The sequence below is a fragment of the Novosphingobium sp. RL4 genome, assembly GCF_035658495.1.
Taxonomy (GTDB): domain Bacteria; phylum Pseudomonadota; class Alphaproteobacteria; order Sphingomonadales; family Sphingomonadaceae; genus Novosphingobium.
Window position 1 is genome coordinate 744,480 of sequence record NZ_CP141945.1, and the last position, 26,853, is coordinate 771,332.

Sequence of the window (26,853 nt, forward strand, 5' to 3'; positions counted from 1 at the left end):
CCGGCGGCGATGGGGATCGCCGCCGGCGCCTTTCGTCAGTGCTTGCAGGACTTGCCGGGGAAGGCGAGCGCGTCGTACGGTTCGGGCTGGATATCGGCGCCGGAATCCGAGACGATCTCGAACTGGCCGTCCGCCTTCAGCTTGCCGATATAGGCCTTCTGCACCAGCGACTGGTTGCCCGCGAAGCTGACCTTGCCCATCGGGGTATCGAAAGCGCCCAGCGAAACCGCGGCCTTGCGTACCGCCTCGGGGTCGGTGCTTCCGGCCTTTTCCGCAGCCGCTTTCCAGGCGTAGACGTCGAGATAGGCGTGGACCATCGGATCGGTGATGGCGGCGTCCGCGCCGAACTTCTTCTGGTAGGCCTTGATGAACTTGCCGTTGGCATCGCCCGGCAGGCTCTGGAAGTAGTTCCAGGCCGCGAAGCTGCCCTCGACCAGCGCGGTGCCCATGGCTTTCGCTTCCTGCTCGCCGATGGAGAAGGACATCACCGGCATGGTCCTGGGGCTGAGGCCCGCCGCCTGCATCTGCTTGAAGAAGGCGACGTTGGAATCGCCGTTCAGCGTGTTGATGATGATCGCCGGTTTCGCTTGCTGGATCTTGCCGATCACGCCCGAGAAGTCCGTCCCGCCCAGCGGCACATAGCTTTCGCCGAGCACTTTCATCCCGGCTTTGTCGATGTGCTTCTTGAGGATCAGATTCGCGGTGCGCGGGTAGACATAGTCGGACCCGACGAGGAAGTAGGACTTGTAGCCCTGCTTCGCGGCCCATTCGAGCGCGGGCAGCGCCTGCTGGTTGGGCTGCGCGCCGGAATACATGATATTGGCCGAGCATTCGTTGCCTTCGAACTGCACCGGATACCACAGCAGGTTCTTCGTGCGCTCGAACACCGGCAGCATCGCCTTGCGGCTTGCAGACGTCCAGCCGCCGAACACGGTGACGACGTGGTCGCTCTCGATCAGCTTGGAGGCCTTCTGCGCGAAAGTGGAAGGATCGGAAGCGCCGTCCTCCACCATGGGCACGATCTTCTTGCCCAGCACGCCGCCGCCTGCGTTGATCTCCTCGATCGCCAGCATTTCGGCGTTCTTCACGGTGATTTCGCTGATCGCCATGGTGCCGGTCAGCGAATGCAGCACGCCCACGGCGATACCGTCGCCCACGGCGCTTTCGCCGCCCGTCCCGGAGCCCGAGCAGGACGCCAGCGCAAGGGCGAATGTCGAAACCACCAGCGTGCCCAGCCGGGATCGGATCATGAAAATCTCCAAGTGGAAGGCCCCTTTCGCGGCGGGGCTGTGAAGAAACCGGATGCTGCCAAGGCTATGGAAACCGGCCGTCCGGTCGAATGCGTCATTTGACGTAGGCTGCTTCCCCCGCCGCCGACCTAGGATCGGCTTCGCGGGTGCAGGCAAGCACCGCGCCTGAGGGACAAGGCAGACAGATGCAGGCGGCGCGTTCGTTGATTTCGAGAGCTTTGCCGAGCGGCACAGCCCTGCCAATGCCGGGGCAGGCTGTTCGCAAAGCCTGCCGCAAGGCCTTGCGCGATCCGCTGGTGCCGTTCCTCATGGCGGGAGCGGCCCTGTTCGCCGGTTATCTGGCCCTCGAATCCACCCGCCGCGAACCGATCCGCTACACGCCCGAAGCCGAAGCCGCCATGGTGGAGGACTTCCGCACGCTCACCGGCCGCCAGCCCACCGCCGAGGACCGCGCGCGGATGAAGAAGGACTTCATCACCCGCGAACTGCTGTTCCGCGACGCGCTGGACCGCAACCTGCACATGACCTCTCCCGAGGCGCGCGAGGTGCTGATCGACAAGGAGCGTTTCCTGATCGCAGGCGCCCCCGCCGAGCCGCGCGAGGCCGATCTGGTGGATTTCTACGCAGAGAACCTGGCCCGTTACCAGGGCGAACCGCGCACCACGTTCTCGCAGCTGTTCCTCTCGGAAAAACCGCAGGATCCCGCCGCGCTGCTGAAAACGCTCAACCTTGGCGGCACGATCCGTTCGGACGAGTTCTGGCTGGGCCGCAGCTTCCCCGGATATGGTGACAGCATGGTGCGCGGCATCTTCGGGCAGGACTTCGTCACGGCACTGAAGGCCGCGCCGCAGGACCGCTGGATCGGCCCGCTGCAAAGCGCCCGAGGCTGGCATTTCGTGCGCGTGGAAAACCGCGAGGCCGCCCGGCGCCGCTCTTACGCCATGGTCCGCGACCAGGTGCGGCAGGACTTCATGAACGCCCAGACGTCAACCGCGATCGACGGGGCGGTGGCGCGGCTCAAGGAGAAATACGATGTCGTGGAGGACTAGGTCCGCAGCGCTGCTGCTGGGCTGCGCGGCGCTGGCGCCGCAAGCGGCCATGGCCGACATCTTCCTGTCCGGCGACTATGCCCTGACCCGCGGCGAGGAGCCGGGCGAGTACGAATTCACCGCCGCCGTTCCCGAAACCGTGGCCTCTTCCAGCCCGCTCGTCTGGCCGGACGGATGCCGCCAGACCGGGATGACCCGCCACAGCGCGGGCGGTCGGGCGCAGTTCGGCTTCACCTTGCGCTGCAACCGCCAATTCCGGCGCTCCGACACCATCCGCACCCCGTGGAAAGTGGACGGCGGCCGCTTCGTCAGCAACCTGCTGGGCGTGCAGGTGGACCGCGCCCTCAGCCCGGAAAACGGCGCCATCGTCGTGCCGGTCGGCGAGACCGCGGCCGGACCGCGTTCGCTGGGCGCGCTGGCGGCGGAATTCCTCGATCAGGGCCTGTGGCACATCCTCATGGGGTGGGACCACCTTGCCTTCGTGCTCTGCCTCGCGCTGCTGGCGCGCGGACGGCAGCTCGTCACGCTGGTAAGCTGCTTCACGCTGGGCCACTCGATCTCGCTGGGCCTGGCCTTCTTCGACGTGATCCGCGCCCCGGTGCCGCCGGTGGAAGCGGCAATCGCGCTTTCCATCGTGTTCATGGCCCGCGAAGCGCTGGTCCTGGCGCGCGGCGGAAAGTTGTTTTCGTTTCCCCGGCAATTGACCGTGATCTCATTGTTCGGCTTGCTCCACGGCCTCGGCTTCGCGACGGCACTGGGCGAACTCGGTGTGCGCGAGGGGGAGAAGCTGGCCAGCCTCGCGTTCTTCAACCTGGGCGTGGAGATCGGGCAATTGCTGTTCGTCAGCGCGGTCCTGGCCAGCCTGGCGCTGCTGCGCACGGTTTCGCTGGCAGCCCCGGCGCGAACCGCAGCGCTTTACGGCGTGGGCGCGGTGGGCAGTTTCTGGATGTTCGAACGGGTGGCCGGCTTCGTGACGGCCTAGGCGGCGCGGACGCAGGAAAGGCCCCGTCCCGGATATCGTCCGGGACGGGGCCTTTCGTGTCTCTTTCTTACCCCTTGCCCTGCTTGCGCAGCGCAATGCCGGAAAGGCAGGCGTGGAGGATGTAGTTCGCGCTCAACCGGCTGACATATGTGGTATCGAGGATCGGCGCGGTGTCCAGCAGGTCGAAGCCGACGACATTGCTCTTCGTGCAGATCTCCCGGACCATGGGAATCGCCTCGCGCATGGAGATCCCGCCCGGCACCGGGCGGCCCGCCGCCGAGACTTCACCCGGATCGAGGACGCTCATGTCGAACGAGACGAAGACGTTCTTCGGCCCCGTGGCAAGACCCGAGACGATCTCCTGCGTCACCGCCTGCCATCCGCGCGCGGCGATCTCGGCGGTGGGCTTGATGCGTACGCCCGCCGCCTTGAGGCGCGCCTGCGTTTCCACGTCCGCATCGCGGCCGCGCATGCCGACGTGGATCACGTCGGTGCCCTTGATGACCTTGTCCTGCATCAGGCGCGAAAGCGTCTGCGTGTCGGAGATGAAGTGCGGATCGTCGAGCATGGCGTCGGGATGGGCATCGAACTGGACGACCGCGACATTGCCCGCGCCGTAGCTGTCGACCATTGCCGCCACATCCGGGTACATGAGCGTGTGGTCGCCGCCGACGATGAAAGGCTTCACGCCCGCAGCCGCCATTTCCGCGATCATCGAGCGCACATGATCCATGCTGCGATCGGGGGCCATGTAGTCGATCGCAAGGTCGCCATAGTCGGCCAGCGTCAGCACCAGTCCGGGATCTACCCCGCCATCGGCATCGGCGCCGACCAGACCGTCCATCCCGCGCAGCGCGACCGGCGCATGCTTGGCATCGCGCCAGCCGGACGAAAAGTCGAGCGGCACGCCGACGAAGGCGACCTCGACCTTGCCGGCCACCAGGTCTTCCTTGCGGATCGCCACCGGCGCATCCGCGAAAGTGGGCACGCCGGGCTTCTGGAACTGATAGCGCTTGAGGCTGAACGGGCCGGGCTCGCGCTGGACCTTGTCGAGGAAGGCGGGGCGAACGGTGGTGGTGGCATTCCAGCCGCGCGCCATCGGGTTGAGCGCGATTTCCGCCGGATCGACGCCGGGCTGGAACTTCGCCGCCTGCACCATGTCCATCAGCGCCTTCACATAGGCGGCGCGGTCTTCGGCCGAGCGCGGCGCCAGCGCGGTACGGAGCTTTTCAGGCGTGAGGCCGAGATGGGCGAGCGTCCTGCCGTCGGCTACGAAGGCGCGCTGGTCGGCAGGCAGCGTGGCGATCGGGTCGGCCGCCGGTGCGGCCATCTGTGCCTGTGCCTGTGCCTGCACCGGGGCAGCGGCGGAAAGCGCCAGAAGGCAGGTCCCCGCGAGCGCGGCGAAAAGGGTCTTGCGTGCCATGGTCAGATCTTCCTTACGAACGACCGCGCGCGTCCTGCACGGACACGGGGCTGAAATAGCCGGGCTTGAGGCCCTTGCGGCGCATGGCGATGCCGGAAAGACAGGCGTTCAGCAGGTAATTGCTGTTGAGCGCGGTCTTGTAGCTGGTGTCGAGATAGGGGGCGACTTCGACGATATCGATGCCGGCGATGTCGTTCTCGGCACAGAGGCGGCGCATGATCGGCTGCGCCTCGCGCACGGTGAGGCCGCCGGGAACGGGGGTGCCGGTGCCGGGCATGAAGGCCGGGTCCAGCACGTCGACGTCGAACGAGATCCACAGCTTCTTGGTGTTCTGGCGCGCTTCGGCGAGCGCGGCCTTCATCACCTTGTCCCAGCCGTCCCGCTCCACTTCGACCATCGTGTGATAGCGCATGCCCTTGTTGCGCATCCAGCCGAAGGTTTCGAGGTCCGGCCCCCGCGCGCGCAGGCCGACCTGGATATAGTCCTTCGCGTTGACATGGCCTTCGCTCAGCACCCGGTAGACCGGCTGGCCGTGGTCCAGCAGGTGCACGCGCCCGCGCCCGATATCGTAGTGGGAATCGAAGTGGACGACGCCGACCTTGCCCTTGCCGTAGACATCGGCGGCGGCGGCGACATTGGGATATTCAAGGCTGTGATCGCCGCCGATCACGATCGGGATGGCGCCGGTCTTCGCGATTTCCGCCACGACCTCGCGGACATGGTCGACGCTGCGCTCGGTGGAGTTCTGGTCCACGGCGATGTCGCCGTAATCGACGATGTTCAGCTCCGCGTTGGGGCTGATCATCGAATACATGTCATTGCCGCCGGCGCCGCCGGTCATGCGCAGGGCGCGCGGACCGTCGATGGCATTGCGCCAGCCCGAACCCATGTCGAGCGGGGCGCCGACGATGGCAACGTCCACCTTGCCGGCCTTGAGGTCCTCCGGCGTCCAGGCGACCGGGGCATTGGCGAAGGTGGCGAAGCCGCCGCCATAGCCGCCGATATAGCGCCCGAGGTCCACCGGTCCGGCTTCGCGCCTGGGATCGAGCGAGGTGGGGCGGCGCAGCTTCCAGGCGTTGAACCAGGGCGAACTGGTGTCCAGCGGGATCGCCAGCTTGTCCCGCCCGGCCTTGTATTCCACTTCGGCGGAAAGTGCGTAGATCGCATCGATATAGGCGACCAGTTCCTGCGCCGGCATCGCCCGCACGCGTTCGAACAGCTTGTCCTTCTCGACATAGCGGCCGGTCATGCCGCTTTTCACGAAGTCCAGCTTTTCGGGCGCGAGGACGGAAAGCTTCTGCGCAACGTCCTCCGGCAGTTCGAGCGGCTTGGGTTTCCCCATGTCGTCCTCGGCCGGCATGACCGGCGCGGGCGTGGCCGCGTTACGCGTGGGAATGTCTGCGGTCAGCGCTCCGGCTACCGCTGCCGCGGCTGCCAGGCTCCAACCTGTGACGGCGCTGATTGACGTCATGGCCCCAATGTCTCCGTGATCACTCCCGCCCCTTCGCGACCCGCGCCGGGCTGGTGAATGAATCTGAAAAGGAATGTCGGATCGACGCCGCGAAGAAGGCAGCAAATCGGCCGCCCGCCCAATGGGGCATTTGACGTAGATGGCGGAATTCCGCGCCTCTCGGGCCGGGTACGTCAAATGACCCATTACCGCTCCGCGAACGCCCCCATAGGTTTCGGGCACATCGAAAAACAAGCCGCGTCCTCCGCAAGGACGCAGGGAACCGCGCAAGCGCCGGGTCCTCGGGTTGCAACACTTGCCAGGCTGCAAAGGCCGGCACGCTCACCGCCATCCATGTCCCGGAGAGGATGCCCGAAGCGGGAGGAAACAAAACCAACATAGGGGGTTCTGCATGTCGAACAGCGCCAAACTGAAGATCGGGCTGCTCTGCGCTACAATGATGTCCACGTCGCTGGCCGCCGCGCCGGCCCATGCCCAGTCCACCGCACCCGCCGCCGCGGAAGACACGGCGGATGACGGCGCCATCATCGTTTCGGCCACGCGCCGCAACACCACGCTTCTGGAAACGCCGATCAACATCGCGGCAATCGGCTCGGCCGAACTCGCCAGCGAGCACATCGACGACATGCGCGACCTCGGCGCCTTCACGCCGGGCATCACCATCACCGACACCGGCCCGCGCGGCGCCGGCACCGTGGTCATGCGCGGTCTTTCCGCCAGCGATTCCAGCGCGGGCGGCAACAACACGGACAACTCGATCGGCATGTACCTGGGCGACGTGCCGCTCTACACCGACTTCAAGCTGATCGACCTCAACCGCGTCGAGGTCCTGCTTGGCCCGCAAGGCACGCTTTACGGCCTCGGCACGCTGGCGGGCGCGATGCGCTACATGCCCAACCGCCCCGACCCGACGGCGTTCTCCGGCGAAGTCTACGGCCGCGCCTACGACGTCGCCCATTCGAGCGGCCTGGGCTATTCGGGCTACGGCGTGCTGAACATCCCGATCGTCCGGGATTCGATCGCCTTCCGCACCGTCACCGGCTACTACAACGACCCCGGCTTCATCGACTATCCGTTCCTGCTGAAGCAGCCGGGCGTCTCGATCCCGCAGCCGGGCAGCGCTTCCGACCCGATGGGCACCGAAGCCCAGCAGGACGCCAACTTCGCGGGCAAGAAGGACCTCAACTACGAGAAGACCTTCACCACCCGCAACCAGCTCGGCTTCGTCTCGCCGGACTTCCAGGCCTATCTCACTTACGCCTTCCAGCAGACCAAGACGGGCGGCCGCCAGGCCACCGGCGCCGGCGTGGTGGGCGAAGGCAAGTACGAGGCCCCGTGGCGCTACGAGGAACCGTCCAAGCGCCAGTCGCACCTGCTGTCGCTGGAAATGAGCGGCAACGTGGCCGACATCGCGCAGGCCGTGTTCACCTCGTCCTACACCAAGACCAAGCAGCGCCAGTCGAACGACAACACCGACCTGCTGCTCGATCTCGACTATGGCTATGAGCTGTTCCCCGCATTCTCGAGCTATTCGCCCTCGGTGGCGACCCAGTCGCAGTACACGCAGGAAGTCCGCCTCGTCTCCACGCACGGCGGCCCCTTCAGCTGGGTGCTCGGCGGGTTCTGGAACCGGCTGAAGACGACCTCGGATCGCCAGGAAATCGTCCCCGGCTACCCCGCCTGGGCCGGTATCGACCGTCCCGACGAAGTGGAATACGCCTCCTACGTCGATACCAAGACCGACGAGAAGGCGATCTACGGCGAAGGCACCTTCCACATCACCAAGGAATGGCAGTTCACCGGCGGGCTGCGCTACTTCAAGTATGCGGCCGACGTGACCGGCGGCACCGCCCTGCCGCTGGGCCAGCCCTATCCGCCGATCAACTTCCGCTCGCGCTCCGGCTCGACCGGGGACGACGGCTTCGTCTGGAAATTCAACACCTCGTACAACATCACGCCCGACATGATGGTCTATGCCACCTATTCGAAGGGCTACCGCATCGGCGGCGTCAACCGCGTGGCGCCCTGCGTGGTGCCGCTTCCGGCCGGCCAGAACCTCTGCGCCCTGCCCGACGAGCTGTTCTTCGGCCCCGACAAGGTCAAGAACGCCGAAATCGGGTTCCGCGCCCAGGTGCTCGACAACCGCCTGACCTTCAATCTCTCCGGCTTCTACATCAAGTGGCAGGGCATCCAGCTTGACGGCCAGACCGTCAACGGCGCCATCGGCATCACCACCAACGGCGGCGCGGCGGTATCGAAGGGCGTGGACTTCTCGTTCACGGCGCGTCCCATCGCCGGCCTCAACATCCGCGGCAACTACTCCTACCTCGACGCCCACCTGACCGAGGACGTGCCCGACCTGCTTTCCGTGGCGGGCGGAGACCTCGTGAGCGTCTACGACGGGGACCGCCTGCCGGGCTCCGCCAAGAACTCGGGCGCGCTGGGCGTGACTTACGACTTCCCGATCGGCGCCAATTCGATGGTGCTGGGCTGGACGGCGACTTACACCGGCGGCATCTACACCCGTCCGGGCCTGCGCGGCGGCGGCGAGCGTCTGCCGTCCTACGTGATGCACCGCGCCAATGTGACCTACAAGACCGACGCCTACGAGATCGGCCTGTTCGCGAACAACATCTTCGACAAGTACGCGGTCACCGGCGTCAGCAACGACCTGACCCGCTACGGCCTCGTCAACGACGGGATCGTGTCGCGCTACTATGCCCGCTCGGTCGCGCAGCCGCGTGTGATCGGCATCGAGGGCCGCGTGAAGTTCTGACGATCATCCCCGATCGCCAACGCAGGAGGGCGGGGCCGCGACATGCGGTCCCGCTTTCTTCGTTTCCGGCCCTGAAGCGATGAAACCATGACGCGGTGAATGGGAAAACCGGTCCGCCAGGACGGTTCAGCCTGCCTCGATCCCCAGCCCTTCGAAGAACGCCCGCACTTCGGCCATCCCGGCCTCATGCGTCTTCCACCGCCCGATCCCGTCGGCATTGAGCCGGCGGCGGACCTGCGCCGCGCTTGGCGTCGCCACGGCAGCGCGGTTCTCGTGGAAGGACAGGCACGCTGCGTCCCACGGCAGGCCGCAGTGCTCCAGCAGGCGCCGCGTCTCCCGTTCCTGCCCGGCCACCAGCGCCTCATATCCCAGCGAGAGCACGCGCCCCGGATAGTGCCGCTCCCACAGCGCCATCAGCCGGTCGAACCGCGCAAAATAGCGTGCCGTGTCCATGAGGTCGTAGGAATAGGCGTAATAAGGCGAGGATGCCGCGAAGAGATTGCGGAAATTGCTCCACACCGTGTCCATCGGCGCCCGGCGCAGGCAGACGATCCGCGCATTCGGCAGCGCCCGCAGGATATGCCCGATATTGAGGAAATTGGCAGGCAGCTTGTCCACGAAGCGCGGCTTGCCGGCAGGGCGGTGATGGGCCGCGCGGGCGGAATAGAGCCGGCCGATTTCCGCCGGATCGGCGCGCATGGCGGCCGCGATCGTCTCGGCATCGAGAACCTTGCGCGAAGGTGTGGCGGCGGCTTGCTTGATCGCCAGCGGCATGGCCTGCAATTCCCCCGCCGAGCCGACTTCCGGGTGCGAGGAGAGAATGCGGTCCACCAGCGTCGTCCCGGTGCGCGGCATGCCGACCACGAAGATCGGCGCCGGATCGGAATGGCCGGATGCTGCCGCAGGCACATCGGCGAACGCCGCCTCAAGGGCATCGAAGATCGTCTCGTCCTGCGCAAACCGATAGCCCGTGGCGCGCTTGTGCCCGGCATTGGCGGCCGAAAGCGCGGCGAAGGCCCGTTCGGGCTCGCCGATATCCTCCAGCTCCTTGGCCAGCGCATAACGCAGGCGCAGCAGGTCTTCCGGGGTACTGGCGCGCGCCGTGGCCGCCTCCAGCCGCTCGACATGGTTGTCCCCGCGGGTCTGGCGCGAAAGGATCGAGAGCGCGTAATGCGTGCGCGCATCGCCGGGATCGGCCTGCAGGATCGTCTCGTAGTGTCCGCGCGCTTCCTCGACCCTGCCGGTAAAGCCGCAGGCGGCCGCCAGATTGTAGCGATAATCGAGGTTGCCCGGCTCCTGCCCCGCCGCCGCCGCAAAAGGCGCCAGAGTGGCCTCGTGGTCGCCCAGCCGCGCCAGTACGCAGCCCAGCGTATCGAGCGTGCGCGCATCGCTTCCGGACGCGGCGAGCCCGGCCCGCGCCGCTGCCGCCGCCTCACCATCGCGGCGCAGCAGGATCAGCAGCCGCGCATATTGCGCAAGGTATTCGGGATTGGCGGGCTCGCGGCCGAGCGCCTGCTCGATCAGCGGCACGGCCCTGGCCACCTGCCCCGCCTCCGCAGCGATCAGCCCGACAAGGAAATAGCCTTCCGCCTCGGCCGGTCGCGACTGGACCTGTGCCTGCGCCGCCGCCATCGCGCCCGGCAGGTCGCCGCGAGCAAGGGCTGCCCGCGCTGCGTTCACGCGATCCCCAGGCTGAAGCCGGCCACGCGTTCGATCGCCCAGAAACAGCCCACGATCCCGGCAAAGTAGAGCGCGGCCCGGCGCACTGGCTCGCTCCGGTCGAAGATCCCCGCCACCGCCATCACGCCGAGCACGGCGGAAACGAACAGCAACTGGCCCAGTTCGACACCGGCATTGAAGAACAGCAGGCCGCTCGCCCGCTCACCCGGCGCAACGCCGAGTTCGCGCAGCACCGTTGCGAAACCGAGGCCGTGAAGCAGGCCGAACCCCGCCACCACGGCAAGCTGGCGGCGGCGCTGGGCCGGATCGATCTCGCCGCCGTTCTGCCGGGTCATGATCGCCTCGCGCGCCATGAAGGCGATGGACAGCGCGATCACCGCCTCCACCGGCGGCACCGGCACATGGATCACATCGAAGAACGCCAGCGCCAGGCTGAGCGAATGGCCGAGCGTGAAAGTCGTTACCAGCGCCAGCAGGAAACGCCCCCGTGCCAGCAGGCACAGGCAGAGCACGAAACAGAGGTGGTCCCAGCCGCCCAGGATGTGGACCACGCCCTCGACCGTATAGTAGCGCGCCACTTCGGGCAGCGGCCGCGCCTGCGGAGCGGTGTCGGCCAGCGGCAAAAGCAGCTTGTCGCCGTCCGACTGGAGCGGCATCTTCACCATCGCCCCGCCCAGCGCCGAGGTGAACGTGCCGCCGTCCACCCCCCACGGCGTGACGATCTGCGCTTCGGGCGGGAAGCCGCCCTGGCAGGTGAAACGAATGGCATAGCGCACCACCACCGCCTCCACGAACCGCTCGCGGTCCGTTTCCGCGCAGCCGGTCGGCAGGCCCAGCGCATCGTTGCTGGCCAGCACGTTGGGCACGCTGGCGGTCAGTTCGTAAGTGCCGGGATCGCTGCCGCGCTGGAGCGTGAACTCGCCGACGCGGAAAACGTCCGCCATGGCCGGTGCGGGCGACAGGCCGAGGGCAAGCAGGAGAACGGCAAGGAAGCGCAGCACGTCAGGACTCCACATGGACCGCGTAATCCTGCCGCAGCCGCGCGATTTCCCTGCGCACTGCCGTGCCGGTCTGGTCGGCCTGATAGTCCTGCTTCACTTGTTCGCGGGCGTCGGTGTAAGGCAGCAGCTGGTCCTTGCCCCGTGCCGTCACTTCCACGAAGTGCCACCCGCGAGAGGAACGCAGCGGCCCCGCCCACTTGCCCTCGGGCTGCTTTTCCACGCTGTCCAGGAAGCTTTCCCCGAACATGCCGCGCAGCATCGAAATCCCGTATTTCGACAGGTCGTGGCCCATCCAGAATTCATCGCCGGCAACGCTGCCGCCCCCGTTCAGCTTCGCCAGCACGGCGGCGGCATCGGCGGGCTTGCGTTCGAAGAAGACGTGCTTCAGCGAAACCCATGGCTCGGCGCGGTAGAGGTCCTGGTGGCCGGCGTACCAGGTCATGAGCTGGTCCTCGCTCGGTTCTGGCGGCGCACCGCTGATCATGAAGCGCACGCGGTCGATCAGGCGCTGCTTGGTGGTCTTGTCGGTCATGTGCATGCCGCGCTGCACCGCCTCGCGGAACAGCAGTTCGTTGCCGACGTAATCGTCCACCAGCTTCTGCCGCGCCCGGGCATCGGGCTGGTGCCCGGTCATCAGGCTGTAGTCGTCATCGAGGCTACGCTGCACCGAAAGCGGCACCTCGATCGTCTCCTTGCGCCCGGCAACCGCCCAGTAGAGCGCGAAGATCGCAGCCGCCGAGATCAGGAAGACGACGAAGGGATCGCGTGGCGCCCGCTGGCGGATGGCGGCGATCATGTGACCCATTGGCTGCGAAACCCTTTACCCCCGCCCCGGAACGGAGCCGATCCTTGGGCAGGAAGCTACGCCAGCGGGGGGCCAGTGCCCCCTACGTCAAATGACGCATAGGCAGTGCGCGAGCGCGGGAATCAGGCCGGTGCCGACAGATCGACCGGCAGGCTGCGCACCCGCCGTCCGGTTACCGCGAAGATCGCGTTGACCATGGCCGGGATTACCGGCGGCAGCGCCGGTTCGCCAAGACCGGTGGGAGGATTGTCGGTCGTGACGAACTCCACGTTGATCTTCGGCGTCGCGTCGATGCGCTGGAAGGGATGGGCATCGAAGTTCTGCTGCTCCACCACGCCTGCGACCTGCGTGACGTTCTGCCCCGCCAGCGCCTGTCCCAGCCCCTCGATCACCGAGCCCTGCACCTGGTGCAGCGCGTTGAGGGGATTGACGATCTGGCTGCCGACATCGCCCGCCGCCCACACTTCGTGAACCGCGACCTGGCCTTCCGAAACGGAAACCTCCACCACTTCGGCGAAGTATCCGGCATGGCTGAAATAGAAGGCAAATCCCTTGCCGCGCCCTTTCGGCAGCTTTGCACGGCCCTGCCAGTCGGCCATCGCCATCACTTTCTCGATCACGCCGCGCGCCCGCCCCGTCTTGAACACCGGCCCGCGCCCTTCGCCCGGAAGGCTGCGCGGCGCGCCCAGAAGTTCCAGCATCAGCGACGGCAGGTCCTTCCCTGCCGCTTGCGCCACTTCATCGAGGAAGGCCTGCGAAACGAAGCCGAGCGCATTCGATCCCGGCGCCCGCAACCAGCCGGTGGGCAGGTTGGTGGCCAGCAGGGTCTGTTCGAGCAGCACCGCATCCACGAGGTTTGCCGGCACCAGCGCAGCGGGCAGTTCCCCCGCGCGGGTCGGTGTGCCGTCCTTGCCGAAGCTGACCGCATGATCGCGCAATCCCACCAGCCGCCCCTGCCCGTCAAGCGCGGCGGCAAAGGCGTGCCATCCTGCCGGACGGTAGAAATCGCGCCGGAAATCGTCCTGCCGGGTATAGAGCAGCTTCACCGGCGTGCCCGGCACCCTGGCGGCGATCGCGGCGGCCTGCACCATGTAGTCGTTCATCAAGCGCCGCCCGAAGCCGCCGCCGATCCGCGTGAGGTTGATGCGCACCTTGTCCGGCGCGATCCCCAGCGCCTTGGCCACCAGCCCGCGTCCGCTTTCGGGGTTCTGGGTGGGCGCCCATATCTCGACGGCGCCGTCGCGGAACAGGGCCGTGCAGTTTTGCGGCTCCAGCGTGCCGTGCGCCAGGAACGGATATTCATAGCGCGCCGTCACGGTTTTCGCCGCTCCGGCGAACACCGCATCGATATCCCCCTTGCGCAGGACTTCGCCCGCCCCCGCCCCCTTGAGCGCTTCCGCGGCCTGAACGGCATAGCCCTGGGTGGAGAACCCCAGCTGCGCGCTGTCGTCCCACTCGGCCCTCAGGCTCTCGCGCGCCTTGTTCGCGGACCAGAAGCTCTCGGACAGGATCGCCACCCCGTCGAACAGCGATTCCGCCTGACCGTCTCCGGCGATGGTCACGACGTGGCGCACGCCGGGCAAGGCGCGCACTTCGTCGAGATTGGCGCTCTTCAGCTTGCCGCCGACCGCCGGACTGGTTTCCAGCACCGCGTGGAGCATGCCCGGTTGCCGGTGGTCGATCCCGAACAGGGGCTGTCCCGCGACGATGGCCGGTGTATCGACACCGGGAATCGGCTTGCCGATCACGCGAAAGTCCGCCGGGTCCTTGAGCTTCAGCGAGGCGGGGTCGGGAACGGCCAGAGCCGCGGCGATCGGGGCGAGATCGACATAGGCCACCGAACGGCCCGAGCGCCGGTCGGTGACGATGCCGCTGCCGGTTGTCAGGCCGTCTTCCGGGACATTCCATTGGCGGGCCGCCGCCGCCACCATCATGGCCCGCGCCGCCGCGCCCGCCTGCCGCATCGGCAGCCATTCGCGCGGCGTGGTGCGGCTTCCGCCCGCGCTCTGCGCGCCGAACAACAACTGGTCCGCGTGTGTCTGCTCGACCGTGACCTGATCCCAGTCCACGTCGAATTCCTCGGCGATCATCATCGGCAGAGAGGTCTTGGCGCCCTGCCCGATCTCGGCGTTCTTCCCGCCGATCACGAAGCGATTGCCGGGCAGGATGCGAATGAAGGCGGTGAGGACCCGGGGTTCTCCGGCCGATGCCTGCGCGGCATGGGCCGGCAGAGGGATCGCAATATCCAGGAGGAGACCGCCGCCGGCCAGCAGCGAGGCGCCGACGAAGCGGCGGCGTGAGATATCTGCTGCCATCATGCCGCTGCCCCCCGGGCTTTGGCGGCGGCCTTGATACCGGCGCGGATGCGGACATAAGTCGAGCAGCGGCAGAGGTTTCCGGCCATGGCCGCGTCGATGGCGGCATCGTCCGGATCGGGCGTCTCGGTAAGCAGCGCCACGGCGCTCATGATCTGGCCCGCCTGGCAATATCCGCACTGGGGCACGTCGAGCTCGCGCCAGGCCGCTCCCACGCGGCGTCCTGCGTCAAGCGCGGCCACGCCTTCGATAGTGGTGACCGACTGCCCCTCGATCGCGCCTACCGGCGTCAGGCAGGAACGGATGGCGGCGCCTTCGAGATGGACGGTGCAGGCCCCGCAGAGCCCCGCGCCGCAGCCGAACTTGGTGCCCGGCAGGCCCATGTCCTCACGCAGGGCCCAGAGCAGCGGTTTCTCCGGATCGGTGTCGAGTTCCCTCGCTGCGCCGTTCAGCGTGAAGCGGATTGCCATGTGCCCGTTGCCCCCTCAGTCGTTCCGTATCGATATGCCCGCGCGCGACGCTACCTTACCTGTCCCGCGCCTTCGAGCTTCTTTCGCATCTCCGCATTCTTCGCCGCGCTGCCGCCGCCCGCCGCGCGAACGGCAGCCACTTCGGCCGGGGTAAAGGGCTTGCCTCCCTTGCCCACCCAGTTGAGCGCGGCGGCGACATCGGCGTCGGGCAGGCGGCCGAAAGGCATCATGGCCCCGCGGATCGGCTTGCCATCCACCGTGATCGCGCCGGACTGGCCATAAAGCACGGTGGAGATCAGCCACTGGCGCGCATCCTTGCTGCCGGCCATCGGCCCCACCCGCCCGGAAAGGCGCGGGAACATGCCCGGCATGCCGCTGCCGTCAGCCTTGTGGCAGGACTGGCAATTGGCCGCCCAGGCCTTCGGCGCGGCCTGCGCCCGCAGCGGTGCGGGATGCGCCGCAAGCCCCGCCAGGAGCGCCGCGCCCGTTATCCCTGCGCCTGTCATGAGCGCACCTGCGGCCACCGCCATCGACCGCATCTTGCTGGCAATCACGTCACGATACTCCCTGAAACCTGTACTTGCCGAATGTCCTCGTCCGCCAGTGCCGCGCCTTGTCCTACTGCCGCCAACAAGGCTTCCAGCTGTTCCCTGCGCTGCACGGTGCCGCGGGCAAGCAGGTGCCCGTTCGGATCGATCAGGGCTGCGGAAGGGACCGGGCCGATGTGGAAGTCCTCTCCCACGGCGGCGTCCAGAATGATGTCGTCCGCGCCGAGGCCGCTGCGTGCGATCAGCGCGGCGTAGTCCTCCCGCTGACCGTCGCCGAGCAGCAGCAGGCGCACTTCGGCGTCCGCGCACAGTTCCACCGCATCGCGCACCACCGTCTCGCAGAGCGCGGAATCCGCCTCTATGAACAGCAGCAGCAGCAGGCGCGGATCGCGGCTGAGGCCGCCGATCGTCAGCGTCTCGCCCGAAACGGCCGGGGCGCTGACGATCGGCGCCGTTTCACGCTCGCGCGCATCGCCGGCAAGGGAGATCCGGTCTACCGGGGTGAGCGACTGGCGGGTGAGCCGCAATTGCCGCCGCATCGCCAGGACGGCGACCGCGAGCAGGATGACGCCAAGCCCGAACAGGAACAGCAAAGCGACTAGCATGACCGGCCCATCCTAGGAGGGCGGAGCAAATCGCAGCATACGCCGTTTGACGTAGGGCGCTCCGCAAACCGGGCGCTACAAACGATGTCAGTGGTTTTCGCAAAGGAACGTCCTCCCGCGCTTCGCCCTCACGACGCGGGGCACCGGGCGTTCGCCATCTTTGCCGGATTTTCACTCTGACGAAACTACAAGGGAGGTTCGGACCCCGCGTCCGGACCTCCTTTTTTTGTCCGCGCCCGGCCCCTTCCCTGCCCCCTACGTCAATCGCCCCATTGCCGCACAGCGCCCCCTCCCCGCACTTCCCAGCCCATACGAGGCCAGAAACGGGGGTACTTAGTGAACGCGAAACGCAAGCTGCTGGCAGGGGCATGCGCTCTTGCGGCCATCCTTTCCGGCGCGGTCATCGCGCAAACCGACCGGCCGGAGATTCCCGCCGCTCTGGAAGCCAGGATCGGCGGACTGACCAAGGAAAAGCGCGAATTCCTCGTCTCGGACAAGGCCGAAGGTTTCGCCGGTTCGTTCGACAAGCTGTTCCAGCGGCTTTCCACCAAGACCCCGCAGGAAATCGACGCCTATATCGAGGCGATGATGGATTCGGTGGAAGCGGCCAAGTTCCATCCCGGCAAGGACATGGGCGAAATCGCCCTCGATACCGAGAACGAGGATTTCAACGGCTGGAAGGCCATGCGCCCCAAGGGGCTCGATCCCCGGCGCGAACCGGGGCCCTTCGAACTGAGCTACTACGCCAATGGGCGCGGTGCGGGCATGTATGCAGGCGGCATCGCCACTTTCGCGGGCGCCCCGGTGGCGATCTATCCGGACGATCTGGTCGCCGGGAAAGTGGACGTGGCCATCGTCGGCGCGCCGCTCGACATGGGCTCGGGCTATCGCGGGGCCAAGGGCGGCCCCTCTGCCATGCGCAGCCAGTACGGCGCGGGCGGGGTGGACATGTATACCATGGTCGATCCCAGCAAGGAGCTGAACATCGTCGACTACGGCGATATCGCCATCGACAACATGAGCACCGAACGCAGCGTCCAGCATGTGCGCGAACGCGTGGCGGAAATCGCCCGGACCGGCGCCATTCCCTTCATCGTGGGCGGCGACCACAGCCTGGAATATGCCGACGTGGCCGGCCTGGCCGACGTTCACGGCAAGGGCAGTTTCGGCGTGGTCCACTTCGATTCGCACTATGATGCGGGCAAGGGCGGCGTCCACTTCATCACGCATGGCGCCCCGGTCTACCGCGCGGTCAAGGAAGGCCACGTGCTGGGCCGGAACTACATCCAGGTCGGCCTGCGCGGGTCGTGGCCGGGTGCGGAAGGCTTCGAATGGATGCGCGACAACGGCGTGCGCTATCACGCGATGCCGGAAGTGGAGAAAAGCGGCTGGCAGGTCGTCATGGAACGCGCGCTCAAGGAAGCGCGGGAAAGCGGCAAGAAGCTCTACGTCTCGTTCGACGTGGACGTGCTGGACCCGGCCTTCATTCCCGGCACCGGCACCCCGGTTGCGGGCGGCCTGACCATGCGGGAGGCGATCCCCATCGTGCGCCGCCTCTGCGCCGAGAACGAACTGGTGGGCTTCGAGATCGTCGAACTGGCCCCCGTGCTCGACCCGACGTACCGCAGCGCGCTGAACGCCAACACCATCATGCACGCCTGCCTGACCGGCGTGGCGATGCGCAGGAAGGGCATCAGGCAAGTGGGCTACCTGTCCGACCTGACCACCGAGCATGGCCAGCCCGGTAACGGAGAACGCGCGGCAAAGGCCGGCAAGGCGGAGAAGGTCGATCCGAACTTCGGCCGCCGCAAACCGATCTGAACCGATCGCAGGAAGCCTCGTCCCGGATCGGGGACGGGACGAGGCCCGCTCCTGCAGAGATCCGCGCGATTCACGCAGGCCTCCCGCCCATACGTCAAATGCCCCATGCCCCGTTTTCCCGCCGCAAGCGTAGCTAGGCCATGGTCGCAAACCTCCTTAACCGCCCCGCAGAAGCCGCGCCCCCCGCGCGGTCGCGGTTGCAGCGGGTGGACGGCGCCGCGATGGTCCACTTCGGCCCTCGCGGCCTGCGCGACCTCAGCCAGATCGCCCCGGCGCGCCTGCTGTTTCCCGATGGCGACGCGGGCGAATTCCCGCTTGCCGTCACCGTCACCACCAGCGGCGGGCTGACGGGGGGAGACCGGCTCGCGCTGGACATCAAGGTGGACGACGATGCCGCCGCCACGGTGATCCCCCAGGCCGCGGAAAAGATCTACCGCGCCCTGGCAGACGACCCGCCGACCCGCATCGAGACACGCATCGCCCTTGGAGCGGCCAGCCGCTGCGAATGGCTGGCGCAGGAAGCCATCCTGTTCGACCGCAGCCACATGCGCCGCTCGCTGGAAGTGGACATGGCGGCAGATGCGCGCCTGCTCGCCAGCGAGATGATCGTGCTGGGCCGGGGCGCCATGGGCGAAACCTTCGAGAGCGGCCTCATCCACGATTCATGGCGCATTCGCCGGGGCGGACGCCTGATCTGGGCGGACACGCTTCACATCGGCGGCGACGTGGCCGGAATCGCCGCCCGCCCCTTCGGCTTCGGCGGTGCAAGTGCGGTTCTCACCCTGGTCTACGTCGGCCCGGACGCCGCCGATCATCTGGAGCGCGCCCGCACGCTGATCCCCGCCCCGCACGGCGGCGCAACCTGTTTCGACGGCATGCTGATCCTGCGCATGACGGCGCCGGATCCGCGCCGGGTCCGCGATATCGCGCTTCGCTGCGCGGAAATCCTGAGGTCCGCCGTGTTCGGCCTCTCGCCACGCCTTCCCTCCATCTGTTACTGCTAGGGCAAATGAACCTCACCGGTCGCGAAAAAGACAAGCTCATCATCGCCATGGCTGCCATGGTCGCCCGCAGGCGGCTTGAGCGGGGCGTGAAGCTCAACCATCCCGAGGCCATCGCCCTCATTTCCGACCATGTGGTGGAAGGCGCGCGGGACGGGCGGCCGGTGGCGGAACTCATGGCCAGCGGCGCCCATGTCCTCACCCGCGACCAGGTGATGGACGGCATTGCCGAGATGATCCACGACATCCAGGTCGAGGCGACCTTCCCTGACGGCACCAAGCTCGTCACCGTGCACAGGCCGATCCGATGATCCCGGGCGAAATCATCCCGGCCGAGGGCGAAATCGTGCTGAACGAGGGGCGCGAGGCGATCTCCCTGTCCGTGGCCAATACCGGCGACCGGCCGATCCAGGTCGGCAGCCATTATCACTTCGCCGAGACCAATCCCGCGCTATCCTTCGATCGCGAGGCGGCGCGCGGATATCGGCTCGACATCGCCTCGGGCACGGCGGTCCGCTTCGAACCGGGCCAGACGCGCGAGGTCCAGCTTGTTCCCTATGCCGGCGCGCGCCGCGTGTTCGGCTTCCGCGCCGCCGTGATGGGAGACCTCTGATGCCGGTGACGATGAACCGCCGCGCCTATGCCGGGATGTTCGGCCCCACCGTGGGAGACCGCGTGCGGCTGGGCGATTCCTCGCTGCTGATCCGCATCGAGGAAGACCGCACAGTCTACGGCGAGGAAGTGAAGTTCGGCGGCGGCAAGGTGATCCGCGACGGCATGGGCCAGTCGCAGATGACCCGGGCCGAAGGTGCGCCCGATACCGTCATCACCAATGCGGTGATCCTGGATCACTGGGGGATCATCAAGGCCGACGTCGCCCTGCGCGACGGGCGGATCAGCGCCATCGGCAAGGCAGGCAACCCCGACGCGCAGCCGGGCGTGGACATTCCCATCGGCCCCGGCACCGAGATCATCGCCGGCGAAGGGCGCATCCTCACCGCCGGGGGGATCGACGCGCATATCCACTTCATCTGCCCGCAGCAGGTGGAAGAGGCGCTGAATTCCGGGATCACCACGATGCTGGGCGGCGGCACCGGCCCGGCGCACGGCACGCTCGCCACCACCTGCACGCCGGGTGCATGGCACATCGGCCGCATGATGCAGGCGCTGGAATCGCTGCCGATGAACTTCGGCCTGTTCGGCAAGGGCAATGCCTCCACCCCCGCCGCGCTGGAGGAGATGGTCCGCGCGGGTGTATGCGGGCTCAAGCTGCACGAGGACTGGGGCACCACGCCCGCCACCATAGACTGCTGCCTCAAGGTGGCGGACGAGTACGACGTGCAGGTCACGCTCCATTCCGATACCCTGAACGAAGGCGGCTTCGTGGAAAGCACGATCGCCGCCTTCGCGGGCCGTACCATCCACGCCTTCCACACCGAAGGCGCGGGCGGCGGCCATGCGCCGGACATCATCCGCGTGGCAGGCCTGCCCAACGTGCTGCCCTCCTCCACCAACCCGACCCGGCCCTACACCGTCAACACCATCGAGGAGCACCTCGACATGCTGATGGTGTGCCACCACCTCGATCCCCGCATCGCCGAGGACGTGGCCTTCGCCGACAGCCGCATCCGCAAGGAAACCATCGCGGCGGAAGATATCCTTCACGATCTGGGCGCCTTCTCGATGATGTCGTCCGACAGCCAGGCGATGGGCCGCGTGGGCGAAACGGTGATCCGCTGCTGGCAGACCGCCGACAAGATGAAGCAGCAGCGCGGCAGCCTTGGCCCGGACGATGCCGATTCCGACAATTTCCGCGCGAAACGCTACATCGCCAAGTACACCATCAACCCGGCCATCGCCCACGGGATCAGCCATGTCGTCGGCTCGATCGCGCCCGGCAAGCTGGCCGATCTGGTGCTGTGGTCGCCAGCCTTCTTCGCGGTGAAACCGGACATGGTCATCAAGGGCGGCGCCATCGCCGCCGCGCCGATGGGCGATGCCAATGCCAGCATTCCCACGCCCCAGCCGGTCCATTACCGGCCGATGTTCGGCGCGCTGGGCGCGGCGGGGGTGGCATCCTCGCTCCACTTCGTCTCGGCGGCGGGGATCGACGGCGGCGTGGCGGAGCGCCTGCAGCTCCAGCGCCCGCTGGAAGCCGTCCGCAACACGCGCGGCGGCATTTCCAAGGCATCCATGGTGCTGAACGACGCGATGCCGCATATCGAGGTCGACCCCGAAACTTACGAGGTCCGTGCCGACGGCGAACTGCTCACCTGCGAACCGGCGAAAGTGCTGCCGTTTGCCCAGCGCTATTTCCTGTTCTGATGGGCCTCCCCTCTCGTCATCGCGGGGAAAAGCTGATTATGCCGTCGGCCCGGAGCAAGATTCGGAACAACACAGGGCCCTTCCCATGCTGACCGTCCACGAAGTCATCCCCCACGGTCACTGGACCGGCGAGGCCGCCGACCGCATCACGCTGGACCATGACGCGCGCCACCGCCGCCGCTGGTACTATACCGCAGACAACGGTACCGCCTTCCTGCTCGACCTGCCGCGCGCGCAAGTGCTGGGCCACGGCGATGCGCTGCAGCTCTCGGACGGGCGGCTGGTGGAAGTGCTCGCCGCGCCCGAGGCACTGGTGGAAGTGACGGCGGACAGCGCGGCAACGATGATCCGGCTAGCCTGGCATATCGGCAACCGCCACTTGCCCGCCGAACTCCACCCCCATGCCATCCGCCTGCGCGACGATCACGTCATCAACGCCATGCTCGAAGGGCTGGGCGCCACGGTGACCAGGCTGGAAGCCGCCTTCACGCCCGAAGGCGGCGCCTATTCCGGCCACGGCCATGCCCACGGGCACGACCATTCGCACGGGCACGACCATTTGCAAGGCCATGGGCATCACGACCACCGCCACCATCATGACCATGACCACGATCATGACGGCCCCTGCTCCCATGCTCACTGACGGGGCGCTGCACCGGCTGCTCGCATGGACTTCCCCGTCCTATCCGGTCGGCAGCTTCACTTACAGCCACGGCCTCGAAACCGCCGTGGAGGATGGCCGGGTGCGCAGCGCCATGGACGTGGTCGCCTATGTCGAGGCGGTGCTGGCGCGCGGCGGCGGCTGGGTGGATGCCGTCCTTTTCGTGCACGCCTGGAAAGCGGCCGGCGATGACGCCGCCTTCGACGACATCTCCGAACTCGCCGCCGCCTTCCGGGGCAGCAGCGAAACCGCGCTGGAGGCCCGCCAGCAGGGCGCCTCGTTCCTTGCCGTCACCCGCAAGGCCTGGCCACACCCCGCGCTGGATGCTTTCGCGGCGCGCAACGGCGACTGGCCCGTCGCCCACTGCGCGGTCATGGCGCTGGCCTGCGCGGCGCACGGCGTACCGCTGGAAAGCGCACTCCACGCCCTGCTCCATTCCACCGCCGCCAACCTCGTTTCGGCAGGCGTGCGGCTGGTTCCGCTCGGCCAGACCGACGGGCAACATGCCATCGCCGCGCTTGCCCCGCTGATCGAACGGATCGCCGCCCGCGCCCTCGTCACGCCGCTGGAAGACCTCGGCACCGCCGCGCCGGACCTCGAACTGGCGTCGATCGCCCACGAAACCCTCTACACAAGGCTTTTCCGCTCATGAGCACTGCCCCAACCGCTTCAGGTCACGGTCCCCTGCGCGTCGGCATCGGCGGCCCGGTCGGCTCCGGCAAGACCGCGCTGACGGAACGCCTCTGCAAGGCCATGCGCGAGGGTTACAACATCGCGGCCATCACCAACGACATCTACACCCGCGAGGATGCCGAATTCCTCACCCGCTCCGGCGCGCTCGCCCCGGAGCGGATCATGGGCGTGGAAACCGGCGGTTGCCCGCACACCGCCATCCGCGAGGATGCCAGCATCAACCTCGTCGCCGTGGACGAGATGGCCAGGAAATTCCCCGGCCTCGAGGTAATCTTCATCGAAAGCGGCGGAGACAATCTGGCCGCCACCTTCAGCCCGGAACTGGCCGACATCACCATCTACGTGATCGACGTTTCCGCGGGCGACAAGATCCCGCGCAAGGGCGGCCCCGGCATCACCCGTTCGGACCTGCTGGTCATCAACAAGATCGACCTTGCCCCGCTGGTCGGCGCCGACCTGGGCGTGATGGACCGCGACGCCAGAAAGATGCGCGGCACGCGGCCCTTCCTGTTCTCCAACCTCAAGGACATGGTCGGGCTGGACGAAGTGGTCGACTTCATCGTCGCCAGCGGCGGCCTGCGTCCGCGCGAGCCCGCTCCCGTCACCGAAATCGGGTGATGAAGCAGCCCGACTACGTCCTGAAAGACAAGCGGCTCTACAACAAGTGGGTCGCGACGCAGACGCTTGAAGACTATGCCCTGCGCTTCACCGCCGATGCGGCGCGGCGCTGGGCGCCGCGCACGGTGGCGGGCACCGCCATCGGCGCCACCGCCTTCCTCGCCTGCGAGGCGATCGGCGCCTCGATCACGCTGACTTACGGTTTCGCCAACAGCGTGGCCGCCATCGCGGCGGGCATGGCGCTGATGTTCGTGCTGGGCCTGCCCATCGCCTACCAGTCCGCCCGGCGCGGGCTGGACATCGACCTGCTGACGCGCGGCGCGGGCTTCGGCTATCTCGGCTCGACGATCACCTCGCTGGTCTATGCCTCCTTCACCTTCCTGCTGTTCTCGGTGGAGGCGACGATCATGGCGGTCGCCCTGCGCGCGATGACCGGGATGCCGATGAGCGTGGCCTACCTGATCTGCGCGCTCGTGGTGATCCCCATCGCCTTCTACGGGATGAGCGCGATCACCCGGTTCCAGGCCTGGACGCAATACGTCTGGATCGTCCTGCAAGTCGCGCCGATCGTCTACATCGTCTGGTCCGGTCCTGCGGCGCTGGCCGAATGGTCGCACTATTCCGGCAGGTTCGGGCTGGCGGACGGCAGCGTAACCCTGCTTCACTTCGGCCTGGCGCTTTCCACCCTGCTTTCGCTGCTGCCGCAGATCGGCGAACAGGCGGACTACTTGCGCTTCCTTCCGCCGGAAGCGAAGATCGGCCGCACCCGCTGGTGGACCGCGATGCTGATCGGCGGGCCCGGCTGGACCCTGTTCGGCGGCACCAAGCTGCTGCTGGGCTCCTACCTCGCCTGGTTCGTCACCAGCCGCCACCTCGTGGCGGACGATCCGTCCAGCCCCACTGCGATGTTCCATGCGATCTTCACGCAGATGACCGGCTGGCCCGCGCTCTCGCTGGTGCTGACGGGCCTGTTCGTGGTGGTGTGCCAGCTCAAGATCAACGTGACCAATGCCTATGCCGGCTCGATCGCGTGGTCCAACTTCTTCTCGCGCCTCACGCACAGCCACCCCGGCCGCATCGTCTGGATGGTGTTCAACGTGCTGCTGGCGCTGCTGCTGATGGAAATCGGCATCTTCACCGTGATCGAGCAGATCCTGATCCTTTACGCCACGGTAGCCGCCGCGTGGATCGGCGCGCTGGCGGCGGATCTCATGATCTCCAAGCCGCTGCGCCTCTCGCCGCGCGGGATCGAGTTCAAGCGCGCCCACCTGAACGACCTGAACCCGGTGGGCCTCGGCGCCATGGCCCTGTCGATCGCGGTGGCGACATGCGCGCATTTCGACCTGCTCGGCCCGCTGGCACAGGCGTTCGCGCCGGTGATCGGGCTGGCCGTGGCTTTCACCGCCGCACCGGTGATCGCGCTTGCCACGCAAGGCCGCTACTACATCGCCCGCCGCACCCGCTGGTCGCCCGGCCAGACCGACGCCACTTGCGTGATCTGCGAGAACCGCTTCGAGCTCAACGACATGGCGCACTGCCCCATGTATGCGGCGCCGATCTGTTCGCTTTGCTGCACCCTCGAAGCCCGCTGCCACGACCGCTGCAAGCGCGACAGCCGCGCGACACAGCAGCTTGCCCGCTGGCTGGAGCGGCTGGTCCCGCGCCGCGCGGCCCGCTTCGTGCATACGCCGGTGGGGCACTTCGTATTCGTGATGGCGGCGATCGTCTCGGTGATCGGGGTGATCGTCGGCACGCTTTCCTGGCAGATCGAGCTGACCTCGCCCAATGCCGCCGCCCGTTTCTCCTCGGTGCTGATCGGCCTGTTCCTGCTGCTTTCGCTGTGCGGCGGGGTGATCGCGTGGATCATCGTGCTGGTCCACCACTCGCGCCGCTCGGCGATGCAGGAAAGCGAACACCACGTGACCCTGCTGATGAACGAGATCGAGGCGCACAACCGCACCGAAAAGGAGCTCCAGGCCGCCAAGGAAGCGGCCGAGGCCGCGAATTCGGCAAAAAGCCGCTACCTCGTCAGCGTCAGCCACGAAATCCGCTCGCCGCTCAACTCCATCTACGGCTACTCGCAGCTCCTGGAGCGCGGGCATGACGTGACCCCGGTGGAAGCGGCCAAGGTGATCCGCCGCAGCTCAGAACACCTCACCAACCTCGTCGAGGGCCTGCTGGACATATCGCAGGTCGAAAGCGGCGTGCTGCGCATTTCCAGCGAGACGGTGCGCTTCCCCTCCTTCGTGGACCAGATCGCCAACATGTTCCGCCCGCAGGCGCAGGCCAAGGGGATCGCCTTCCATTTCGAGCGCCCCGAACGCCTGCCCGGCTTCGTGCGGACCGACCAGAAACGCCTGCGCCAGATCCTCATCAACCTGCTGTCCAACGCGATCAAGTTCACGCCGGCAGGCTCGGTTACGTTCCGCGTCCAGTACCGCAGCGAAATGGCGACGTTCGAGGTGGTCGACACCGGCATCGGCATCTCGCCCGAAGACCTCGCCAAGGTCTTCGAACCGTTCGAGCGCGGCGGCAATCCCGATGCCCAGCGCCAGAAGGGGGTGGGCCTTGGCCTTGCGATCACGCAGGCGCTGGTTCGCATCCTCGGAGGCGACCTTGCGGTGGTGAGCGAGCCGGGGCAGGGAACGCGCTTCACCGTCCGGCTGATGCTGGGTCAGGTCGCCGGGCCAAAGCAGGATGTCGAGGAAGTGGACCGGGTCGCCGGCTACGAGGGCGAACGCCGCAAGGTGCTGGTGATAGACGACGATCCCGCCCAGATCGGCATGGTCCGCAGCCTGCTGGAACCGCTGGACTTCACCGTGCTCGATGCATCGAACGGCACACGGGGCCATGCCCTCGCGCTGGCCGAGCGGCCCGACATCGTCCTGCTCGACATCTCGATGCCCGGCGAATCCGGCTGGGACATCTGCGCACGCCTGCGCGAAACGCTCGGCAAAGACGTGAAGATCGTGATGGTCTCGGCCAATGCCCACGAATTCAGCCGCGGCGGCGATGGACTGGCCAGCCACGACATGTTCCTCAAGAAGCCGGTCGAACTCGACGCCATGCTGGATGTCGTGGCGGAACAGCTCTCGATCCGCTGGATCGGCGAGAAGCCCGAAGCCATGCGCCCGCCCGCCATCGATCCGGGCATTGCGCCGCTGCCCGCCGCCGCCGCGCCGCTCCTGGCCGAGATCGAACAGAAGGCGCTGATCGGCCATGTTCGCGGGATCGAAGCCGCCATCCGCACGCTGGAACGCGAAGTTCCCGAAGCCGCCCCGCTCGTCGCGCAACTGGTGGATCACCTCGACCGCTTCGACATACAGATGCTCCTCAAGACCGCCAGAGCCCACACATGA

22 protein-coding genes are annotated in these 26,853 nt (G+C 67.2%); 12 read left to right on the forward strand and 10 right to left on the reverse strand.

The window, feature by feature from the left end:
• Nucleotides 1–35: 35 nt before the first annotated feature.
• Nucleotides 36–1,250 (reverse strand): urea ABC transporter substrate-binding protein, encoded by a 1,215-nt coding sequence (gene urtA / locus U9J33_RS20530; RefSeq protein ID WP_054434507.1) that lies wholly within the window; start codon nucleotides 1,248–1,250, stop codon nucleotides 36–38.
• A gap of 242 nt (nucleotides 1,251–1,492) precedes the next feature.
• Between urtA and U9J33_RS20535 the strand changes: the two genes are divergently transcribed.
• Together U9J33_RS20535 and U9J33_RS20540 are read left to right on the forward strand one after the other, a co-directional pair.
• Entirely contained in the window at nucleotides 1,493–2,299 is an 807-nt protein-coding gene (locus tag U9J33_RS20535; RefSeq protein ID WP_324699828.1) for a peptidylprolyl isomerase, read from the forward strand.
• Nucleotides 2,283–3,281 carry a HupE/UreJ family protein gene (locus tag U9J33_RS20540; RefSeq protein WP_185999061.1) on the forward strand — a complete coding sequence of 333 codons (999 nt, stop codon included), beginning with the start codon at nucleotides 2,283–2,285 and terminating at the stop codon, nucleotides 3,279–3,281. Before U9J33_RS20535 ends, U9J33_RS20540 begins: the two co-directional genes overlap by 17 nt.
• Nucleotides 3,282–3,348: 67 nt before the next feature.
• On the opposite strand, the gene U9J33_RS20545 is transcribed toward U9J33_RS20540, so the two are convergent.
• Both U9J33_RS20545 and U9J33_RS20550 read right to left on the reverse strand, forming a co-directional pair.
• A complete protein-coding gene (locus tag U9J33_RS20545; RefSeq protein WP_324699829.1) occupies nucleotides 3,349–4,704 on the reverse strand; it encodes an agmatinase family protein in 1,356 nt (451 codons plus the stop codon).
• A gap of 13 nt (nucleotides 4,705–4,717) precedes the next feature.
• Nucleotides 4,718–6,175, reverse strand: a complete 1,458-nt coding sequence (locus tag U9J33_RS20550; RefSeq protein ID WP_185999063.1) for an agmatinase family protein — start codon at nucleotides 6,173–6,175, stop codon at nucleotides 4,718–4,720.
• Nucleotides 6,176–6,566: 391 nt separating this feature from the next.
• Between U9J33_RS20550 and U9J33_RS20555 the strand changes: the two genes are divergently transcribed.
• Nucleotides 6,567–8,951 (forward strand): TonB-dependent receptor, encoded by a 2,385-nt coding sequence (locus U9J33_RS20555; RefSeq protein ID WP_324699830.1) that lies wholly within the window; start codon nucleotides 6,567–6,569, stop codon nucleotides 8,949–8,951.
• Nucleotides 8,952–9,077: 126 nt separating this feature from the next.
• Here the strand turns inward: U9J33_RS20555 and U9J33_RS20560 are convergent, their stop codons facing one another.
• The 7 genes from U9J33_RS20560 to U9J33_RS20590 all read right to left on the reverse strand — a co-directional run bounded on the left by U9J33_RS20560 (nucleotide 9,078) and on the right by U9J33_RS20590 (nucleotide 16,375).
• Entirely contained in the window at nucleotides 9,078–10,583 is a 1,506-nt protein-coding gene (locus U9J33_RS20560; RefSeq protein ID WP_186000037.1) for a tetratricopeptide repeat-containing sulfotransferase family protein, read from the reverse strand.
• A 44-nt stretch (nucleotides 10,584–10,627) separates the two neighbouring features.
• Nucleotides 10,628–11,647 (reverse strand): HupE/UreJ family protein, encoded by a 1,020-nt coding sequence (locus tag U9J33_RS20565; RefSeq protein WP_185999065.1) that lies wholly within the window; start codon nucleotides 11,645–11,647, stop codon nucleotides 10,628–10,630.
• A complete protein-coding gene (locus U9J33_RS20570; RefSeq protein WP_185999066.1) occupies nucleotides 11,634–12,437 on the reverse strand; it encodes a peptidyl-prolyl cis-trans isomerase in 804 nt (267 codons plus the stop codon). The genes U9J33_RS20565 and U9J33_RS20570 overlap by 14 nt, the downstream gene beginning before the upstream one ends.
• 122 nt (nucleotides 12,438–12,559) lie before the next feature.
• Complete coding sequence (locus U9J33_RS20575) at nucleotides 12,560–14,755, reverse strand: xanthine dehydrogenase family protein molybdopterin-binding subunit (protein ID WP_324699831.1); 2,196 nt, start codon at nucleotides 14,753–14,755, stop codon at nucleotides 12,560–12,562.
• Nucleotides 14,752–15,222 (reverse strand): (2Fe-2S)-binding protein, encoded by a 471-nt coding sequence (locus U9J33_RS20580; RefSeq protein WP_132469651.1) that lies wholly within the window; start codon nucleotides 15,220–15,222, stop codon nucleotides 14,752–14,754. The genes U9J33_RS20575 and U9J33_RS20580 overlap by 4 nt, the downstream gene beginning before the upstream one ends.
• A gap of 50 nt (nucleotides 15,223–15,272) precedes the next feature.
• Nucleotides 15,273–15,776, reverse strand: a complete 504-nt coding sequence (locus tag U9J33_RS20585) for a c-type cytochrome (RefSeq protein WP_132469652.1) — start codon at nucleotides 15,774–15,776, stop codon at nucleotides 15,273–15,275.
• Nucleotides 15,773–16,375, reverse strand: coding sequence for a hypothetical protein (locus tag U9J33_RS20590; RefSeq protein ID WP_185999068.1), 603 nt, complete (start codon nucleotides 16,373–16,375; stop codon nucleotides 15,773–15,775). Before U9J33_RS20590 ends, U9J33_RS20585 begins: the two co-directional genes overlap by 4 nt.
• Before the next feature lie 336 nt (nucleotides 16,376–16,711).
• Between U9J33_RS20590 and U9J33_RS20595 the strand changes: the two genes are divergently transcribed.
• The 9 genes from U9J33_RS20595 (at nucleotide 16,712) to U9J33_RS20635 (ending at nucleotide 26,853) form a co-directional block, all read left to right on the forward strand.
• On the forward strand, nucleotides 16,712–18,196 hold the full coding sequence (locus U9J33_RS20595; protein WP_324699834.1) for an agmatinase family protein: 1,485 nt from the start codon (nucleotides 16,712–16,714) through the stop codon (nucleotides 18,194–18,196).
• Nucleotides 18,197–18,336: 140 nt separating this feature from the next.
• Entirely contained in the window at nucleotides 18,337–19,200 is an 864-nt protein-coding gene (locus U9J33_RS20600) for an urease accessory protein UreD (RefSeq protein WP_324699836.1), read from the forward strand.
• Between the two features lie 5 nt (nucleotides 19,201–19,205).
• Entirely contained in the window at nucleotides 19,206–19,508 is a 303-nt protein-coding gene (locus U9J33_RS20605; RefSeq protein WP_054438565.1) for an urease subunit gamma, read from the forward strand.
• Entirely contained in the window at nucleotides 19,505–19,810 is a 306-nt protein-coding gene (locus U9J33_RS20610; RefSeq protein WP_324699837.1) for an urease subunit beta, read from the forward strand. Before U9J33_RS20605 ends, U9J33_RS20610 begins: the two co-directional genes overlap by 4 nt.
• Nucleotides 19,810–21,522, forward strand: coding sequence for an urease subunit alpha (gene ureC, locus U9J33_RS20615; RefSeq protein ID WP_324699838.1), 1,713 nt, complete (start codon nucleotides 19,810–19,812; stop codon nucleotides 21,520–21,522). Before U9J33_RS20610 ends, ureC begins: the two co-directional genes overlap by 1 nt.
• An 85-nt stretch (nucleotides 21,523–21,607) precedes the next feature.
• Complete coding sequence (ureE, locus tag U9J33_RS20620) at nucleotides 21,608–22,165, forward strand: urease accessory protein UreE (protein WP_324699839.1); 558 nt, start codon at nucleotides 21,608–21,610, stop codon at nucleotides 22,163–22,165.
• Nucleotides 22,155–22,835: an urease accessory protein UreF gene (locus U9J33_RS20625; RefSeq protein ID WP_324699956.1), complete on the forward strand. Its 681-nt coding sequence runs from the start codon at nucleotides 22,155–22,157 to the stop codon at nucleotides 22,833–22,835. Before ureE ends, U9J33_RS20625 begins: the two co-directional genes overlap by 11 nt.
• Nucleotides 22,832–23,494, forward strand: coding sequence for an urease accessory protein UreG (gene ureG, locus U9J33_RS20630; protein WP_054438575.1), 663 nt, complete (start codon nucleotides 22,832–22,834; stop codon nucleotides 23,492–23,494). Before U9J33_RS20625 ends, ureG begins: the two co-directional genes overlap by 4 nt.
• The gene (locus U9J33_RS20635) at nucleotides 23,494–26,853 is read left to right on the forward strand and encodes an ATP-binding protein (RefSeq protein ID WP_324699840.1); all 3,360 of its coding nucleotides are present in this window, start codon (nucleotides 23,494–23,496) and stop codon (nucleotides 26,851–26,853) included. Before ureG ends, U9J33_RS20635 begins: the two co-directional genes overlap by 1 nt.

Bases quoted from the DNA above. Each gene is read 5' to 3' on its own strand.
- U9J33_RS20605 (WP_054438565.1), top strand. From the start codon at position 19,206: ATGAACCTCACCGGTCGCGAAAAAGACAAGCTCATCATCGCCATGGCT.
- U9J33_RS20625 (WP_324699956.1), top strand. From the start codon at position 22,155: ATGCTCACTGACGGGGCGCTGCACCGGCTGCTCGCATGGACTTCCCCG.
- U9J33_RS20540 (WP_185999061.1), top strand. From the start codon at position 2,283: ATGTCGTGGAGGACTAGGTCCGCAGCGCTGCTGCTGGGCTGCGCGGCG.
- ureC (WP_324699838.1), top strand. From the start codon at position 19,810: ATGCCGGTGACGATGAACCGCCGCGCCTATGCCGGGATGTTCGGCCCC.
- U9J33_RS20535 (WP_324699828.1), top strand. From the start codon at position 1,493: ATGCCGGGGCAGGCTGTTCGCAAAGCCTGCCGCAAGGCCTTGCGCGAT.
- ureE (WP_324699839.1), top strand. From the start codon at position 21,608: ATGCTGACCGTCCACGAAGTCATCCCCCACGGTCACTGGACCGGCGAG.
- U9J33_RS20570 (WP_185999066.1), bottom strand. From the start codon at position 12,437: ATGGGTCACATGATCGCCGCCATCCGCCAGCGGGCGCCACGCGATCCC.
- U9J33_RS20610 (WP_324699837.1), top strand. From the start codon at position 19,505: ATGATCCCGGGCGAAATCATCCCGGCCGAGGGCGAAATCGTGCTGAAC.
- U9J33_RS20575 (WP_324699831.1), bottom strand. From the start codon at position 14,755: ATGATGGCAGCAGATATCTCACGCCGCCGCTTCGTCGGCGCCTCGCTG.
- U9J33_RS20560 (WP_186000037.1), bottom strand. From the start codon at position 10,583: ATGGCGGCGGCGCAGGCACAGGTCCAGTCGCGACCGGCCGAGGCGGAA.
- U9J33_RS20555 (WP_324699830.1), top strand. From the start codon at position 6,567: ATGTCGAACAGCGCCAAACTGAAGATCGGGCTGCTCTGCGCTACAATG.
- ureG (WP_054438575.1), top strand. From the start codon at position 22,832: ATGAGCACTGCCCCAACCGCTTCAGGTCACGGTCCCCTGCGCGTCGGC.
- U9J33_RS20580 (WP_132469651.1), bottom strand. From the start codon at position 15,222: ATGGCAATCCGCTTCACGCTGAACGGCGCAGCGAGGGAACTCGACACC.
- U9J33_RS20590 (WP_185999068.1), bottom strand. From the start codon at position 16,375: ATGCTAGTCGCTTTGCTGTTCCTGTTCGGGCTTGGCGTCATCCTGCTC.
- U9J33_RS20565 (WP_185999065.1), bottom strand. From the start codon at position 11,647: ATGTGGAGTCCTGACGTGCTGCGCTTCCTTGCCGTTCTCCTGCTTGCC.
- urtA (WP_054434507.1), bottom strand. From the start codon at position 1,250: ATGATCCGATCCCGGCTGGGCACGCTGGTGGTTTCGACATTCGCCCTT.
- U9J33_RS20545 (WP_324699829.1), bottom strand. From the start codon at position 4,704: ATGGCACGCAAGACCCTTTTCGCCGCGCTCGCGGGGACCTGCCTTCTG.
- U9J33_RS20600 (WP_324699836.1), top strand. From the start codon at position 18,337: ATGGTCGCAAACCTCCTTAACCGCCCCGCAGAAGCCGCGCCCCCCGCG.
- U9J33_RS20635 (WP_324699840.1), top strand. From the start codon at position 23,494: ATGAAGCAGCCCGACTACGTCCTGAAAGACAAGCGGCTCTACAACAAG.
- U9J33_RS20550 (WP_185999063.1), bottom strand. From the start codon at position 6,175: ATGACGTCAATCAGCGCCGTCACAGGTTGGAGCCTGGCAGCCGCGGCA.